Raw genomic sequence first — 14,939 nt, 5'->3', positions numbered from 1 at the left:
TCCGCCCGCCCCTCGCATCACATTGCCGCAGGCTCCTCGCTCTTCGTCTTGACGAGCGACCAGATCACGCCGCCCGCAATCAGCGCGACCGTCACGCCGAGGCTGACCAGCGGCGGGAACTTGTCGCCGCCAAGGACGAAGTCGGCGACGAAGATCTTCGAGCCGATGAACACCAGTACCAGCGCCAGCGCATATTTCAGATAGTGGAAGCGGTGCACCATCGCCGCGAGCGCGAAATAGAGCGCGCGCAGGCCGAGGATCGCCATGATGTTCGACGTATAGACGATGAAGGTATCGGTCGTGATCGCGAAGATCGCGGGTACGCTGTCGACCGCGAACACCAGGTCGGCGAGGTTGATCACGACAAGCGCGAGGAACAACGGCGTCGCCGCAAGCGCGAGCTTGCCTGTCTTCGTATCGGGCACGCGCACGAAGAATTTCTCGCCGTGCAGCTCGTGCGTGATCGGAATGTGACGCGACAGCCATTTGACGACCGGGTTGCCCGCAACGTCCATCGGCTTATCGCCTGCGAACAGCATCTTGATGCCCGTGAACACGAGGAACGCCGCGAAGACATACAGCAGCCAGCCATATTCGGTGACCAGCGCCGCGCCGCCCGCGATCATGATCCCGCGCAGCACGATCACCGCGACGATCCCCCAGAGGAGCGCGCGATACTGATAGCGCGGCGGGATCGCGAAGGTCGCGAAGATCAACGAAATGACGAAGATATTGTCGATCGACAGCGCCTTCTCGATGAAGAAGCCGGTGTAATATTGCAGGCCGGCCTCGCCGCCCTTTTCGATCCAGATCCACGCACCGAACGCTAGCGCGATCGTGATGTAGAGCACCGAGAGCTTCAGGCTCTCGCCGATTCCCATCTCCTTATTCTCTTTGTTGAGGATCCCGAGATCGAAGGCGGTCAATGCGACGACGAGGCTGATAAAGGCAAGCCAGAACCAGGCCGGGGTGCCCAGCCAGTCGGCAAACAGAAATTCCATGATGATGATCCCTGGCATGCGCCAAAGGCGCCGCCCTGTTCGGGCAGCGTCTCTGGCTTTGTCTTATGGTGGGTTAGATCGCGAGCGCGGGCTGGCGCGACAGGCTCGCAAGCCGTTTGCGCACCGCGAGCTTCAGCGTCTTCAGCCGCAGCAGCCGGAACGGATCGGCGCCGCGGCGTCGGTTCTCGCGGCGCAGCGCATCGTCGATCTGACGGTGCAGTTCGGTCAGCCGGTAAAAACGCGATTTGAAAGTCATAGGGGCCTCCTGATTGATGAAATCAAGCAGGTGACGCCGACGCCGGACCCGGGATTGAGGGGGGAGGTAGGCCAAGCATCGGTGTCACCCGATGCGGTCCGACATCACGTGGCGGAATTTCTTCCGCCGACGCCAGAGGGGCCCGGCCCGCATGACCTCTATGTAGGGTAGCGCGGGGCGCGTTGCAAGGCTTTGCCCCTCCCCCTCCGGTCGTGCTAGCCCGTCAGGGCATCGGATCGCCGAGCGTTGGGAGGGGAAACCATGACCGTACGGATCGACCATGATGGCCCGGTGACGACCGTCACCATCGACCGGCCCGCCAAGCGCAACGCCGTCGATCCGCTGACCGCGCTGGCGCTCCGCGAGGCGTTCACGGCCTTTGCGAAGGACGATAACGCGCGTGTCGCGATCCTGACCGGCAGTTCCGGCCAATTCTGCGCAGGTTTCGATCTCGGCGCGGTCGGCACCTCTCGCTACGACCCCGATGGTCCCGGTCCGATGGGGTCGACACGAATGCTGCTCGGGAAACCGGTGATCGCTGCGGTCGAGGGCCATGCCGTCGCCGGCGGACTCGAACTCGCGCTCTGGTGCGACATGCGCGTTGCGGCAGAAAGCGCCATATTCGGCGTCTATTGCCGCCGCTGGGGCGTGCCGCTGATCGATGGCGGCACCGTTCGCCTGCCACGCATCGTCGGACAGGGCCGCGCGATGGATATGATCCTGACCGGCCGCCCCGTCGCGGCCGACGAAGCGCTTCGCATCGGCCTCGCCGACCGATTGGTCGCCGATGGCACGGCCCTTACCGCCGCCATCGAACTCGCCAAGCAGATCTCCGCCTTCCCGCAGCCGTGCATGAACAGCGACCGCCTCAGCGCCTACCGCCAATGGGATTTTGATATCGAGGGGGCGCTTTCATACGAAGCCCATGCGGGTGTCGCCCCGCTACGCGAAGGCGCCGCGGCGGGAGCCAGACGCTTTATCGAAGGTGTGAGATGGGGTGGAGCATCGATCAGCTAGTCCCTCGCAAGCACAAAGAAATTTAGAGAAAGGACGCCAGTTGATAGCACGGATAAACCTCTGGAAAATGACCGCTGCCTTAATGTTTACTGTGCCTTGGTCCGGCATGGCGGCAGCACAGCAATCTTATAGAGTCCTAGACAGCATGAGCCTTATGTCTTGGCCGTTAGTCGATAAATATCACGATGAGGAGGCCCCCGATATCGACGAATATGATTTGCTCGTCGACGGCAACCTTCGCCGCAATGGAGATCGAATCTCTGCTGCAGATTTTCTGACAGTCATCCAAAACAAGCCCGACGGGCGTATCCGGATATCGGCCGACGGCCTCGTACGATTTTCCGATTTTCTAGAGCTTTACAAGGCGGCCAACGTGTCGCTCGGTCGCAAACTTGGTCTTGGTGGCAATCTACGCTTCGCTCGTTTTGACATAACTGATAATCCGCTGATCGCTGGCGACGACATATACGATATAGCCGCACTCGGGAGCCCCGACATGTTTGTCTACGTCGATTCCCGAAACGAAAAGGATCGCCTCCAATGCGATGTTCATTTCGGTGAGAATCGTGTTGATTCCGTCCAGCTCTTAATTTTTGCACGATCCTATCGCGAGATGAAGGACGGAGAAGGACAGCCGATCAAATCGTTGAACATCTTTGTGACACCTCGAACGCATTATGAGTGTTTTGGCGGAGTTGTCTTCACGTTGAATGTGGCTGGTTACCTAGATTTCAACATTAGAATGGTGGAAAAACAGGAGTAGCGAGCGGTCGCGGCGCAGCTTCGAAATCAACGGGGAAAAACGATGAAGACCTGGATCGCCGCGCTGCTCGCCCTGCCTCCAATGCTGACCGGCGGCGCATTCGCGCAGCCGCCCGAACTCCCCGCCGTCATCTACACCGATCCGCCCGTCGACAAGGCCAATCCCGCCGCGATGGAGGTCGTCCACATCCCCAGCGGCGGGGTCGAGATCAACGGCGTCGTCTATGTCGCCGCGGGCGCCGGGCCGCATCCGACCGTTATCCTCTGCCACGGCTTGCCGGGGAACGAGAAGAATCTCGACCTCGCGCAGGCGATGCGCCGCGCGGGCTGGACGGTGATCACCTTCAACTATCGCGGCTCGTGGGGCAGCCCCGGCGATTACCGCTTCGCGGGCAATCTGGAGGACGCGAACGCCGTGCTCGCCTTCGCGCGCGATCCCGCCAACGCCGCGAAACTCCGGATCGACCCGAAACGCCTCGTCATCATCGGCCACAGCATGGGCGGCTGGGTCGCCGCCCTCACCGCCGCGCACGACAGGGACCTGCTCGGCGCGACGATGATTTCGGCGGGCAATATGGGCCTGATCGGCTCCCTCCCGCGCGATCAGGCCGCGGCGCTGCTTGCTCGTAACGGCATGGAAGCGCTGGCGGGAGCGACGCCCGAAGCGATGGCCGACGAGATTATCGCCAACAAGGACCGCTTCGACTTCGCGAAAGCAGCACCGGACCTGATGCAGACGAATCTGTTCGTGCTGACCTCCGACGACGGTCTTGCCGGGATGAGCGACGGGCTGACCAAGGCGATCGCTGCCGGCGGCGGAACGAAACTGAAAACGCTGCACGTTGCGACCGACCATAGCTGGTCCGATGCACGCATACGGTTGCAGGCGGAGGTTCTGGGATGGCTCAAAACCCTGGAAGCCGGGAAATAGTCACCACCCCTCCGCTGCAATCCGCGCGCGTTCAGGTCGCGATCAATCGATGCGATTGAAGTGCGTCGTTTCCAGTTTTTGACGATTGTCGCCGGACCAGACGATCGTTTCGGTCATGGTTTTCCGGTCCTTGGCCACGGTATAGACCCGCGTCGACACCCGGGCGCCCGCCTTTCCCAAGGTCATGACCAGCGTGTTCGGAGCCGGCTGGCGCAGCGCAACGCTGTCGATGAAGTCCATATTTCCGGTGATCGGCACCGCGACGCCATCGAGAGCGGCGGTCGATTCCGAATGCTTGCTGGAACCGTCGGGTGCGACGATTTCGACGCGCGTCGTCCATTTTCCGTCAGGCGATGCGCGGAAGGTCATCGTCACCCGTCGGGGGCGCTCTTCCTCCGGCATCTGCGACGCATCCAGCGACCAGCTTCCGGCCAGCGGCGGTTGCTGCGATGCCGTGCTGTAAACGGTATCCCGCTTTGCGGCGGGATCGGCGGACGGCGCGACCGCGATCATCAATCCGGCTGCAGCCATGGGTAGTGCGATAAGCATGACGATCATTCCTTTCGACCCGCGAACCCCGATGGTCGCGGTGTGTGCCAAGTCCTCCACGGAGGAGCGCTGCGCCGAAAGATCGATATTTTTGTCACAATTTTTCTGGGCATCCACAAGACGCGCCAGTTCGCGGCTGCTGCCGACACCCGTTTTGCGGCGGGCTGTACGCAAACGCTCGTTGATCGAGGTTTCCGAACGATCGAGACGCGCGGCGATCGTCTTCACGGTATGCCCTGCAGCCAGCAGGCGCAGAATTTCCAGCTCCCGGTCGGTAAGGCACGCGGACAAGCTGGATACAGGGTCTTTGGCAGGCATATCCTCGCTCACCACAGCCTCACGGACAGGTCTATCCCAATTTATTTGGGAAACGATAGCATGGCCCGATCGGCCCCGGTCCGTTTCGACGAGCCGTTCCGCGTCCGCAAATGACGGCTTTCTGCCTTTCCCCCTACCCCTTCGGCATCAACTTCATCGCCATCGCCGTCAGCGCCTCGGTCGCGGTCGAAATGACGACGGGGGCATCGGGCGCCCAGAAGGGCGAGTGAAGGCTCGGCAGGGTCCGGCCTTCCTTCTTCGCCGCATCGAACTCGGCCTGCGGCACACCGCCGACCCAGATGATCAGGCTCTTGATGTCCTTGTTCTCTTCGCGCGAGAAGCGGCTGAAATCCTCGCCACCCATCACCGGCGGCAACTGCATGACGCGCTTCTCGCCGAAGCGGGTCTTGAGGAAGCCCGCCATTTCGTTCGTGAAGTCGACCGTGTTGAACATCGCCGGGGTGAACTCGTCCTTTTCGACGGTCACGACGGGCATCCTGTCCTCGGGAATGCCCGCCGCGATCGCCTCGCCCTTCGCGATCCGTGCGATCCCGTCGAGCAGCTTTGCCCGCACCTCGTCGGTGTAGCTCCGCACGGTCAGCTGCAGCCGCGCCTCGTCCGGGATGATATTATGCTTGGCGCCGGCGTGAAAGCTGCCGACCGTCACCACCGCGCTGTCGAGCGGGCTGATCTCGCGCGAAACGAGCGTCTGCAGCGAGGTCACGATCCGGCTGGCGAGCACGATCGGATCCTTCGTCGCCTGCGGATAGGCGCCATGCCCGCCGAGTCCCTTTACGAGGATATCGACGCTGTCGACATTGGCGAGCGCATAGCCCGGCGTATAGCCGATCATCCCCGCCGGAAAGCCCGCGGCATCGTGGAAGGCGATCGCATATTGCGGCCGGGGGAAGCGCGTATAGAGCCCGTCGGCGAGCATCATCCGCGCACCCGCGCCGCGCTCCTCGGCGGGCTGGCCGATCATCACCAGTGTGCCCGACCATTTGTCCTTGTTCGCCGCCATCAGCCGCGCGACGCCCACCCAGGCGGTCATATGCGTATCGTGGCCGCACGCGTGCATCACGCCGGTTTCGACGCCTTCCTTGGTGGTAACGCGTACCTTCGACGCTCCGGGAAGCCCGGTCTGTTCGACCACCGGCAGCCCGTCCATGTCGGCGCGGACGAGGACCACCGGCCCCGCGCCATTCTTCAGCACCGCGACGACGCCCGTTCCGCCTACTTTTTCGGTTACCTCGAACCCCAGCTTGCGCGCCTCGGCCGCCAGAATGCCGGCCGAGCGCACTTCCATGAAGCTGAGTTCGGGATTGGCATGCAGATCCTTGTAGATGTTCATCAGCGACGGCATCTGCTTCTGGACTTCGCCGTCCAGATCCTGAGCCGATACAGGCATTGCGAGAGCAAGGGCGGCAACGCCCGTCCACAAGATCCGCATGTCGATTTCCCCCGTCTAGTTTGCCGGAACGAGCTCGATCACGTCGAGCAAGGATTCATAGGCCGGCGACGGCAGCACCAGCCGCCAGCGATTGTCGCCGATACGCTCGACCAGCCCCGCCATGTCGCGCATCCGGTCGCTGCCATAGCTGACCGCCATCGACTCGTCGCCGAGCACCAGCGTGCCAAGGAAGACCTGCCGCGTCAGATTGTCGGGAAAGACCAGCCCCACCGGGCGCTGCGACCCGGTCAGCTTGGTCATGCTCGTCAGCCCTTGCTCGGGCGCGACGCGGCAACGGAACCAGTCATAGGCGATATAGCCGATCGTCCCGCGCCCCTGCGTGCCGACCTTGACCGTGCGGCAGCGATAGTCGCCGGGGGGAAGATGCGGATTCGGTAGCGCGGCCCGGGGCTGGAGCAGGACGCCTTCGCGATCGATGCTCGCGCCATAGCCCTTGGCACGCGCATCGGCGAGCGCAGCGGTCCAGCTCGAATACCAGTTGCGGATACGGTCCTTGTCCTGTGCCGTCGCCGTTGCGCGCCACGTACCGGCATCGCTCGCCTCGACGGGCGGTTTGTCGGCGGCAGACGTCGGCATCGACGGCACCGTCTGGCAGGCGCCGAGGGCAAGCCCCAGCGCCAGCGTTGAAATCATTGGGATGCGACCCCGCATGCTCCGTCCCTCCTGGTCGGTCTTTGGTTAACCTTAGGAGGGGAAAGGAAAATGCTCAAGGCCGCACCCGAATGCGACCGGATCAGGCGGCGGTCCAGCCGCCGTCGACGCTGAGATTGGCCCCGGTGATGTTCGCCGCCTCGTCGCGCGTCAGGAAGCTCGCGATCGCCGCGACCTGCTCGACGGTGACGAATTGCTTGGTCGGCTGACCCGCGAGCAGGACGTCGTTGATCACCTGCTCGCGCGTCATCTTGCGCGCCTTCATCGTGTCGGGAATCTGGTTCTCGACCAGCGGCGTCCAGACATAGCCCGGGCTGATGCAGTTCACGGTGATCCCGGCCTCGGCAACCTCAAGCGCGACCGTCTTGGTCAGGCCGGCGAGCCCGTGCTTCGCGGTGACATAGGCCGACTTGAACGGCGAGGCGACGAGCGAATGCGCCGACGCGGTCGCGATGATCCGTCCCCATCCCTTCTTCCGCATCCCCGGTACGGCATGGCGGATCGTGTGGAACGAGGCCGTCAGGTTGAGCGCGATGATCATGTCCCATTTCTCGGGCGGGAAATCCTCGACCGGCGAAACGAACTGCATGCCCGCATTGTTCACGAGGATATCGACCCCGCCCAGATCCTTGTCGGCGCGCTGGAACATCGCCTCGATCTCGTCAGGCTTGGTGAGGTCGGCGCCGTCATAGACCGCCTTGCCGCCGTTCAGCACCTCGAGCGCGGCGCGCTCGGCCTCGATCGCCGCGGCCTCGCCGAAACCGTTGATGATGATGTTCGCGCCTTCTGCGGCAAGCGCCTTGGCGATGCCAAGCCCGATGCCCGAGGTCGATCCGGTGACGAGAGCCGTCTTGCCTGAGAGTCGCATATTCAATCCTTTCAGCGGGGGGAGATTATTGGCCGGCCTTCGGGCGGAGGTCGCCCGACCGGACCGCGAAACTGTCGGAGCGCCCTTCGACGATGCTTTCGGCGAGCAATTTTCCGTCTTTCATTGCCGCCTCGACGGCTGCCTTGCCCAGCGCCCAGTTCACTTCCATCGTCGAGCGCGAGAATTCGAAATCGCGCGCGCCCGTTTGCCAGGCCGGCGGCTCGTGGATCAGCTGGACGACGTTCAGCGCCCTGCAGTCGACCATATTGCGCACCGCCTTCACCTCGGGAAGATCGGCATACTCCGCCGGCAATTTCGCCAGCATGCGGTCGATCAGCCGGTGCTCCTTGCGGCGACGGACGAGGCCGTCGGAGATGCGCCGTGTGCGGCTGGAATAACGGATATCCTTCTCGCGCGACCACGCTTCCTCCAGATCGTGCGGCCGCTCGCCGCGCGCGGGGAACAGATCGACCTGAAAGACCAGCATATCCTCGTCCGCGCTCTCGACGACATGCTCGAGCGGCGTGTTCGAGACGAGCCCCCCGTCCCAGTACCAGACCCCGTCGATCTCGACCGGCGGCAGGCCAGGCGGCAGCGCGCCCGATGCGAGGATGTGCCGCGCGTCGATGCGATCGGTCGTCGTGTCGAAGTAGCGGAAATTGCCCGTCTCGACCGCGACCGCGCCAACCGACAGCCGGACCTTGCCGTCGTTGAGCCGGTCCCAGTCGACCAGCCGGTCGAGCGTCGCGATCAGCGGCGTCGTGTCATAGAAGCTGACCGCCGCGGGCGTCTGTCGCTCGGCGAACATCGGCGGAGGTATCCGCGGCACGAAAAAGCCCGGCACCCCGAACGTCGTGACCTGCGCTGCCGCGCCAAGGTGGGTCCATTCGCGGACGAGATCATTGTCGATCAGCGGCAGCGACGGCAGCGCAGACGACACGATGTCCCAGAATTCACGCATCTTCGCGACGGCCTCGTCGCGGGGATTCCCGGCGATGATCGCGGCGTTGACCGCGCCGATCGAAATTCCGGCCACCCAGTCGAGCTCGATGCCGAGATCGATCAGCGCCTCGTAAACCCCCGCCTGAAAGGCGCCGAGCGCACCGCCTCCCTGCAGGACCAGCACGACGATATCGGGAAGCGGCAAGGCTGCACGCGCGGCACGGCGAGGCATGGACTCGGATGATCCTTCTCTGCGGTCGGCACCCGCACGCCATTTGTGCACCGCAACAGGAAAGATTGCAAGCCAACCAAAGGTATGACGTGCGCGCGAACCCCCTTCCAATTGCCCCGCCCTGCTGTCACTATCGGGCAGAGACAGGCACTTAGCGCTGGAGGGACCCTGATGCGCCTCGACGATTATGATCCCGGAGACGATATCCAGGACCTCGGGCGCGGAGGCGGCGGTTTCGGGGGCGGCGGTGGCGGCGGAATGGGCGGCTTGCTCATCGGCCTCTTGCCGATGCTTCTGGGGCGCAAGATGGGCTGCGGAACCATCCTGATCCTTGGCGTTCTGGCGTTCCTGTTCTTCGGCGGGGGCCTGCAGAGCCTGACCGGCGGCAGCACTGCCGATCCGGCGGCCGACAGCCGCGGCTCGCAGCAGGCCGGCGCGGCGGCGTGCGATACGCAGGCAGAGCGTTTCGCCTGTCAGGTGTTCAGCTCCACCAACCGCTTCTGGGGCAGCCAGATCAACAACTATCCCGAACCCGGCCTGCGCTTCTTCACCGACCAGAACACGTCGGGATGCGGCGCGGCACAATCGGCGATGGGCCCCTTCTACTGCCCCGCCGATCACGGGATTTACCTCGACACGGCCTTCTTCAACGAATTGGCGGGTCGTTTCGGTGCGGCAGGCGATGCCGCGCAAGCCTATGTCGTTGCGCACGAGGTCGGGCACCACATCCAGACGATAACCGGCGTTTCGGATCAGGTGCGCCGCGCGCAGCAGCGGTCGTCGCAGGCGGAAGGCAATGCCTATCAGGTCCGTATGGAACTGCAGGCGGATTGCTACGCCGGGGTCTGGGCGAACCGGGCGCGGAACAAGGACGGTCAGCCCGTCATGGAGCCGGGCGACATGGAAGAAGCGATGCGCGCCGCGAACGCGATCGGCGACGACACGCTGATGCGCTCTGCGGGGCAGCGGCCGGTGCCCGAAAGCTTCACGCACGGGACGAGCGAACAGCGCATGACATGGCTGCGCCGCGGCCTGCAGACGGGGGATCCGAAACAGTGCGACACCTTCAACGCGTCGCTCTGATCGCGGCGGCTGCACTCGCCGCCGTCCCCGCCACCGCCGAAACCGTCTATGTCCAGACCGGACGGCTGATCGACGGCCTGTCGAACGAGGTGCGCACCGGCCAGTGCGTCACGATCGTCGATGAACATATCAAGGCGGTCGGCCCCTGCGGCAAGGCGCCCGACGGCGCGACAATCGTCGACTGGTCGGCCTATACGGTCCTGCCGGGGCTGATCGACCTCCACACGCATCTCGCCGACCTCGGCCAGAGCGCCGATCTGGCCGCGCCGATGAAGGCCTCGCCCGCCGAGACCGCGCTCGTCGGCGCCCGCAACGCGCGCGTGACGCTCGACGCGGGCTTCACCAGCGTCCGCGACGTCGGCACCTATCGCGGGCTGACCGACGTGGCGCTGCGCAACGCGATCGACCGCGGCGACGTGCCCGGCCCGCGCATGTGGGTCGCCGGCGCCTATCTGACCATCCCCGGCGGCGGCGGCGAACTCAACGGGGTCGTGCCCAACGACCAGCTTCCGCCCGACATGCGCCTCGGCGTCGCCGCGACGCCCGAGGAAGCCGCGGCAAAGACGACCTGGCTGCTCGATCACGGCGCCGACTTCATCAAGACGATCGCGACCGGCGCGGTCCTCGCGATCGGCACCGAGCCCGGCGCGCCCGAACTGACGGTCGACCAGCTGCGCGCGATCGTGCAGGTTGCGCATGCCCGCGGCAAGCGCGTCACCGCGCATGCGCATGGGGCGATCGGAATCCGGAATGCGATCAATGCCGGCGTCGACAGCATCGAGCACGCCAGCCTTGCCGACGAAGAGACGCTGCAGCTTGCGAAGAAGCACGGCACCTGGCTCGCGATGGATATCTACAACGGCGACTACATCAACGACGTCGGAACGAAGGAAGGCTGGCCCGAGGAGTATCTCCGCAAGAATCGCGAGACGACCGACACCCAGCGGGCGGCGTTCAAGCGCGCGGTCGAGCTGGGCGTGAACATCGGCTTTGCAACCGACGCCGGCGTCTATCCGCACGGCCTCAACGCCAGACAGTTCGCCTATATGGTCAGATACGGCATGACCCCGATGCAGGCCATTCAGGCAGCCACCGGCCGCGCGTCCGAAGAAATGGGCCGCGGCGACATCGGCGCGATCGTTCCCGGCCGCTATGCCGATATGATCGCCGTAAAGGCCGACCCGCTGCAGGACATCCGGTCGCTCGAAAAGATCGACCATGTGATGAAGGGCGGCGCGATCGTCCGATGATCGTCTCGCTTATGGCCCTGCTGCTGCAAGCGGGGCAGCCCGCGGTGGAAGACGACGCCGCGCGGATCTGTACCGCCAGCGCGACAGGGCAACGCCACGCGCGTGTGGATGTCAGTGTCGAGCCGGGCAGCGATGGCGACATATCGCTTTTGAGTGTCGGTTGGTCGCCACCCAGATCGTCGCGCCCCGAAACGTCGCGGCCCGACATAGGGGCGCCGCTGCTGAGGCTCTATTACGAATATGCCGAAGCCGACAATATCGACGAGATCAGCGATGCGTTGGGCACTGCGTCGAGCATCGACGCGCCCGAGGGTACGTTCGACGATATGGCGCTCGCGGTCCGGATCGACCAGGGCGACACATGGTATGTCGCGCTCGAATCGATCGAACTCGACGCCGATCAGCGGTTCGGCGAGCCCCTGAAAACCATCCCGCCCCGCGATACCCGCTCGGCATGGCTCGGCAACGGCGACACCGACATCGATGTCTTGGGAACGTTGCAGTCGGCACATATGGTCACGCTCTCGGTCGTCAACCGCAAGGGCCATCCCATAACACAGATCGACTACGACCTCTCGGCGACCGCCGAGCGCGACCGCCTCTTCCGGACGGCGTGGAAAAAGGCCCACTCGCTGGCGCGGCAACCCCGACGATGCCCAAGGGCTCCCGAAGAATAAGAGGCCTTGCGGACCAGCGGCCGCGTCAGGCGCCCTTGCCCCTCGCCTCGGCATGAAGCTCTGCCCGATCCAGAAGCAGCGCGAGATCCTCTCGGCTGATGTCGAACGTCTCGCCCAGATCGTCGAGCGCCGCGTCGATGTCTGCCATCAGAAGCCCGGAAGCGGCCGGCACGACGGCCTTCCCCTCCACCGGCTTGGCGCGGTGCGGATAGCTGTGGCCCGAAAAGCGGTGAAACAGCCAGCCGGCGCCGACGAGAAGCAGCGAATTGGCCAGTATCGGCAGCAGCAGATGCGCGGCGTGACCGGACTGCAACGAATGACCACCGATCACCGCGCTGAGCGCGGCGGCTCCGCCGGGTGGATGAAGACAACGGAGCAGCGACATGATCAGGATCGCGCCGCCGACGGCGAGTGCGGCGGCCAGTTCGGGCTGCGGGACGAAGCCGGTGACGAGGATCCCGAAGATCGCCGACACACCATTTCCCCCGATAATCGACCAAGGCTGCGCCAGCGGGCTCGCGGGAACCGCGAACAGGAGCACCGCCGACGCCCCGATCGGAGCGACGATCCACGGCGTCGCGGCGGGAAAGAGCGCAAGGCAGACGGCGCCGGCGGCCGCGATGCCGATCAGGGCGCCGATGCTGCCGATCGCACGGTCGCGCAGGCTCGCCCCCGCGAGCAGCGGCACGAAAATACGGTAGGTCGTCGTCGACAGCGCCTGAAACACGCGATTCTCCTTATCGGTCCGCGCCGATGGACGATCGCGGCGAGGCGATCCAGACAGCTTTGGTTTGGGCATGCGAAGCTCGATTGACGATCGCGCTTGAATGCCCGCGCAGCAGCGTTAAACCCCCGCCATGCGTAACATGCTCCTCACCAGCGCGATCGCGCTCACCGCCGCCCTTTCCTCCCCCGCACTCGCCCGACCGATGACCGAGGTCGACCTTGCCACGCTGAAGCGCGTCGCCGCGCCGACCGCGTCGCCCGACGGACGCTGGGTCGTCTTCCAGCAGACCGACACCGAGAAGGAGAGCTACAAGCGCTCGACCGGCCTGTGGCTGATCGACCGCAACGCAAAGGATGCCAAGCCGGTCCGGATCGCCGACGTCGCGGGCAAGAATGAAACCTCGCCCGCCTTCGCGCCCGACGGCAGCCTCTATTTCCTCTCGAACGCGTCAGGCAAGGACCAGATCTGGCGCGTCGACCTTGCGGCCGGCACCCCGGCGACACAGGTCACCGACACCCAGGCCGACGTTTCCGGTTTCAAGATTTCGCCCGACGGCAAGAAACTGCTCGCGTGGGGCGACATTCCGAAGGAATGCACCGACTTCGGCTGCGAAGCCAAGGACAAGGGCGCGCTCGTCGGCCCCGGCAGCGGGCGCCTTTACAAGGACGGTGCCGGCTTCGTGCGCCACTGGGACCAGTGGGAAACCCCGGGCACCTATAGCCGCCCCTTCGTCTTCAATCTCGACGGCGGCAAGGCGAGCGTCGCACGTCCGGTCGACGCGGGCCTGATCGGCGACAGCCCGTCGAAGCCGATGGGCGGCGGCGAGGAACTCGCGTGGGGCGCCGACAGCCGCACGGTCTTCTTCACGCTGCGCAAGGCCGACCGCCACGAGCCGACCTCGACCAATCTCGACATTTACAGCTGGCTGGTCGACAGCCGGATGATGCCGATCAACCTGACCGAGGACAATCAGGCAACCGACACGCTGCCCACCCCGTCGCCCGACGGCAAGTGGCTCGCCTATGTCGCGATGGCGCGCCCCGGCTACGAAGCCGACCGGCAGGTGCTGATGCTCCGCAACCTTGAAAGCGGCGAGACGAAGAAGCTGACCGACGCGTGGGATCGCTCGGTCGACTCGATCAGCTGGGCGGCCGACGGCAAGGCGCTGTTCGTTACCGCGCAGGACGTGCTCGACCATCCGGTGTTCAGGGTCGATGCGGCGACCGGCAAGGTCGAGAAGCTCAAGGCCTCGACCGAGGCGTTCGACGGCACGATCGGCGATGTCACGGTGCTGCCCGGCGGCGCGCTGCTCTACACGCGCAACAGCGCACTCGCCCCGACCGATCTCTACACCCGCGACGCCAAGGGCAAGGTCAGCCAGCTGACCGCGGTCAACGCCGCGACGCTCGCCGAGTTCGACCCGGTCAAATTCGACCGCATGCAGTTCGCCGGCGCGAACGGCGACAAGGTCTGGGGCATCATCCTGAAACCGGCGAATGCGACGGCCAAGCTGCCGGTCGCCTTCATCGTCCATGGCGGCCCACAGGGCAGCTTCGGCAACGGCTGGTCGACCCGTTGGAACCCGCGCCTGTTCGCGCAGCAGGGCTATGGCGTCGTCAGCGTCGATTTCCACGGCTCGACCGGTTACGGCCAGGCCTTCACCGACGCGATCAACAAGGACTGGGGCGGCAAACCGCTCGAGGATCTGAAGCTCGGCCTTGCCGCCGCGGGCAAACAGGATGCCCAGCTCGACATCGCCAACGCCTGCGCGCTCGGCGCGTCATACGGCGGCTATATGATGAACTGGATCGCCGGCCAGTGGACCGACGGCTTCAAATGCCTCGTCCAGCACGACGGCGTCTTCGACGCGCGCGCAATGGCCTATGAGACCGAAGAACTGTGGTTCGACGAATGGGAGCATGGCGGCCCCTATTACGAGGTTCCCGAAGAGTTCGAGAAATGGAACCCCGTCAATCATGTGGCCAAGTGGAAGACTCCCATGCTGGTGATCACCAGCGAGAAGGACTTCCGCATCCCCTATACGCAGGGGCTCGCGGCCTTCACGGCGCTCCAGCGTCGCGGCATCGAAAGCCAGCTCCTCGTCTTTCCCGACGAGAACCACTGGGTGCTGAAGGGCGCGAACAGCGTGCAGTGGCATCGCACCGTGTTCGACTGGCTCGGCAGCCACCTCCGGAAATAGGCCG

The 14,939-nt window shown here is 64.7% G+C and carries 15 protein-coding genes; 7 read left to right on the top strand and 8 right to left on the bottom strand.

The window, feature by feature from the left end; translation table 11 throughout:
• Nucleotides 1-17 precede the first annotated feature (17 nt).
• A complete protein-coding gene (locus tag L7H23_RS00195; protein ID WP_237837363.1) occupies nt 18-1,001 on the bottom strand; it encodes a TerC family protein in 984 nt (327 codons plus the stop codon).
• A 73-nt stretch (nt 1,002-1,074) separates the two neighbouring features.
• Nucleotides 1,075-1,257, bottom strand: a complete 183-nt coding sequence (locus L7H23_RS00190) for a DUF465 domain-containing protein (protein WP_237837362.1) — start codon at nt 1,255-1,257, stop codon at nt 1,075-1,077.
• 261 nt (nt 1,258-1,518) lie between these two features.
• Here L7H23_RS00190 and L7H23_RS00185 point away from each other — a divergent pair, with 261 nt between their 5' ends.
• The 3 genes from L7H23_RS00185 (at nt 1,519) to L7H23_RS00175 (ending at nt 3,967) form a co-directional block, all read left to right on the top strand.
• A complete protein-coding gene (locus L7H23_RS00185) occupies nt 1,519-2,274 on the top strand; it encodes a crotonase/enoyl-CoA hydratase family protein (RefSeq protein WP_237837361.1) in 756 nt (251 codons plus the stop codon).
• A gap of 67 nt (nt 2,275-2,341) precedes the next feature.
• Nucleotides 2,342-3,037 (top strand): hypothetical protein, encoded by a 696-nt coding sequence (locus L7H23_RS00180; protein ID WP_215353017.1) that lies wholly within the window; start codon nt 2,342-2,344, stop codon nt 3,035-3,037.
• Nucleotides 3,038-3,079: 42 nt separating this feature from the next.
• Complete coding sequence (locus L7H23_RS00175; protein ID WP_237837360.1) at nt 3,080-3,967, top strand: alpha/beta fold hydrolase; 888 nt, start codon at nt 3,080-3,082, stop codon at nt 3,965-3,967.
• 42 nt (nt 3,968-4,009) lie between these two features.
• On the opposite strand, the gene L7H23_RS00170 is transcribed toward L7H23_RS00175, so the two are convergent.
• The 5 genes from L7H23_RS00170 to L7H23_RS00150 form a co-directional block, all read right to left on the bottom strand.
• Complete coding sequence (locus tag L7H23_RS00170) at nt 4,010-4,834, bottom strand: helix-turn-helix transcriptional regulator (protein ID WP_237837359.1); 825 nt, start codon at nt 4,832-4,834, stop codon at nt 4,010-4,012.
• A 133-nt stretch (nt 4,835-4,967) separates the two neighbouring features.
• On the bottom strand, nt 4,968-6,242 hold the full coding sequence (locus L7H23_RS00165) for an amidohydrolase (RefSeq protein ID WP_345790413.1): 1,275 nt from the start codon (nt 6,240-6,242) through the stop codon (nt 4,968-4,970).
• A 57-nt stretch (nt 6,243-6,299) separates the two neighbouring features.
• A complete protein-coding gene (locus L7H23_RS00160; protein ID WP_237837357.1) occupies nt 6,300-6,938 on the bottom strand; it encodes a DUF4893 domain-containing protein in 639 nt (212 codons plus the stop codon).
• A gap of 100 nt (nt 6,939-7,038) precedes the next feature.
• Entirely contained in the window at nt 7,039-7,824 is a 786-nt protein-coding gene (locus tag L7H23_RS00155) for a 3-hydroxybutyrate dehydrogenase (protein WP_237837356.1), read from the bottom strand.
• Between the two features lie 25 nt (nt 7,825-7,849).
• Nucleotides 7,850-8,998: a patatin-like phospholipase family protein gene (locus L7H23_RS00150; RefSeq protein WP_237837355.1), complete on the bottom strand. Its 1,149-nt coding sequence runs from the start codon at nt 8,996-8,998 to the stop codon at nt 7,850-7,852.
• Between the two features lie 171 nt (nt 8,999-9,169).
• On the opposite strand from L7H23_RS00150, the gene L7H23_RS00145 reads away from it, so the two are divergent.
• Genes L7H23_RS00145 through L7H23_RS00135 form a run of 3 tightly spaced genes read left to right on the top strand, consistent with a single transcriptional unit; the run spans nt 9,170 to nt 12,008 of the window.
• Nucleotides 9,170-10,081: a neutral zinc metallopeptidase gene (locus L7H23_RS00145; protein ID WP_237837354.1), complete on the top strand. Its 912-nt coding sequence runs from the start codon at nt 9,170-9,172 to the stop codon at nt 10,079-10,081.
• Complete coding sequence (locus tag L7H23_RS00140) at nt 10,054-11,331, top strand: amidohydrolase family protein (RefSeq protein WP_237837353.1); 1,278 nt, start codon at nt 10,054-10,056, stop codon at nt 11,329-11,331. The genes L7H23_RS00145 and L7H23_RS00140 overlap by 28 nt, the downstream gene beginning before the upstream one ends.
• On the top strand, nt 11,328-12,008 hold the full coding sequence (locus tag L7H23_RS00135) for a hypothetical protein (protein WP_237837352.1): 681 nt from the start codon (nt 11,328-11,330) through the stop codon (nt 12,006-12,008). Before L7H23_RS00140 ends, L7H23_RS00135 begins: the two co-directional genes overlap by 4 nt.
• 25 nt (nt 12,009-12,033) lie before the next feature.
• Here the strand turns inward: L7H23_RS00135 and L7H23_RS00130 are convergent, their stop codons facing one another.
• Nucleotides 12,034-12,735, bottom strand: coding sequence for an HPP family protein (locus L7H23_RS00130; protein WP_237837351.1), 702 nt, complete (start codon nt 12,733-12,735; stop codon nt 12,034-12,036).
• Between the two features lie 130 nt (nt 12,736-12,865).
• On the opposite strand from L7H23_RS00130, the gene L7H23_RS00125 reads away from it, so the two are divergent.
• Entirely contained in the window at nt 12,866-14,935 is a 2,070-nt protein-coding gene (locus tag L7H23_RS00125) for a S9 family peptidase (RefSeq protein WP_237837350.1), read from the top strand.
• Nucleotides 14,936-14,939: the final 4 nt, after the last annotated feature.

Origin of the sequence: Sphingopyxis sp. BSN-002, assembly GCF_022024275.1 — a bacterium.
Classification (GTDB): Bacteria; Pseudomonadota; Alphaproteobacteria; order Sphingomonadales; family Sphingomonadaceae; genus Sphingopyxis.
The sequence above is the reverse complement of the archived record's forward strand: the minus strand, read 5'-3'. Positions and strand labels throughout refer to the sequence as shown.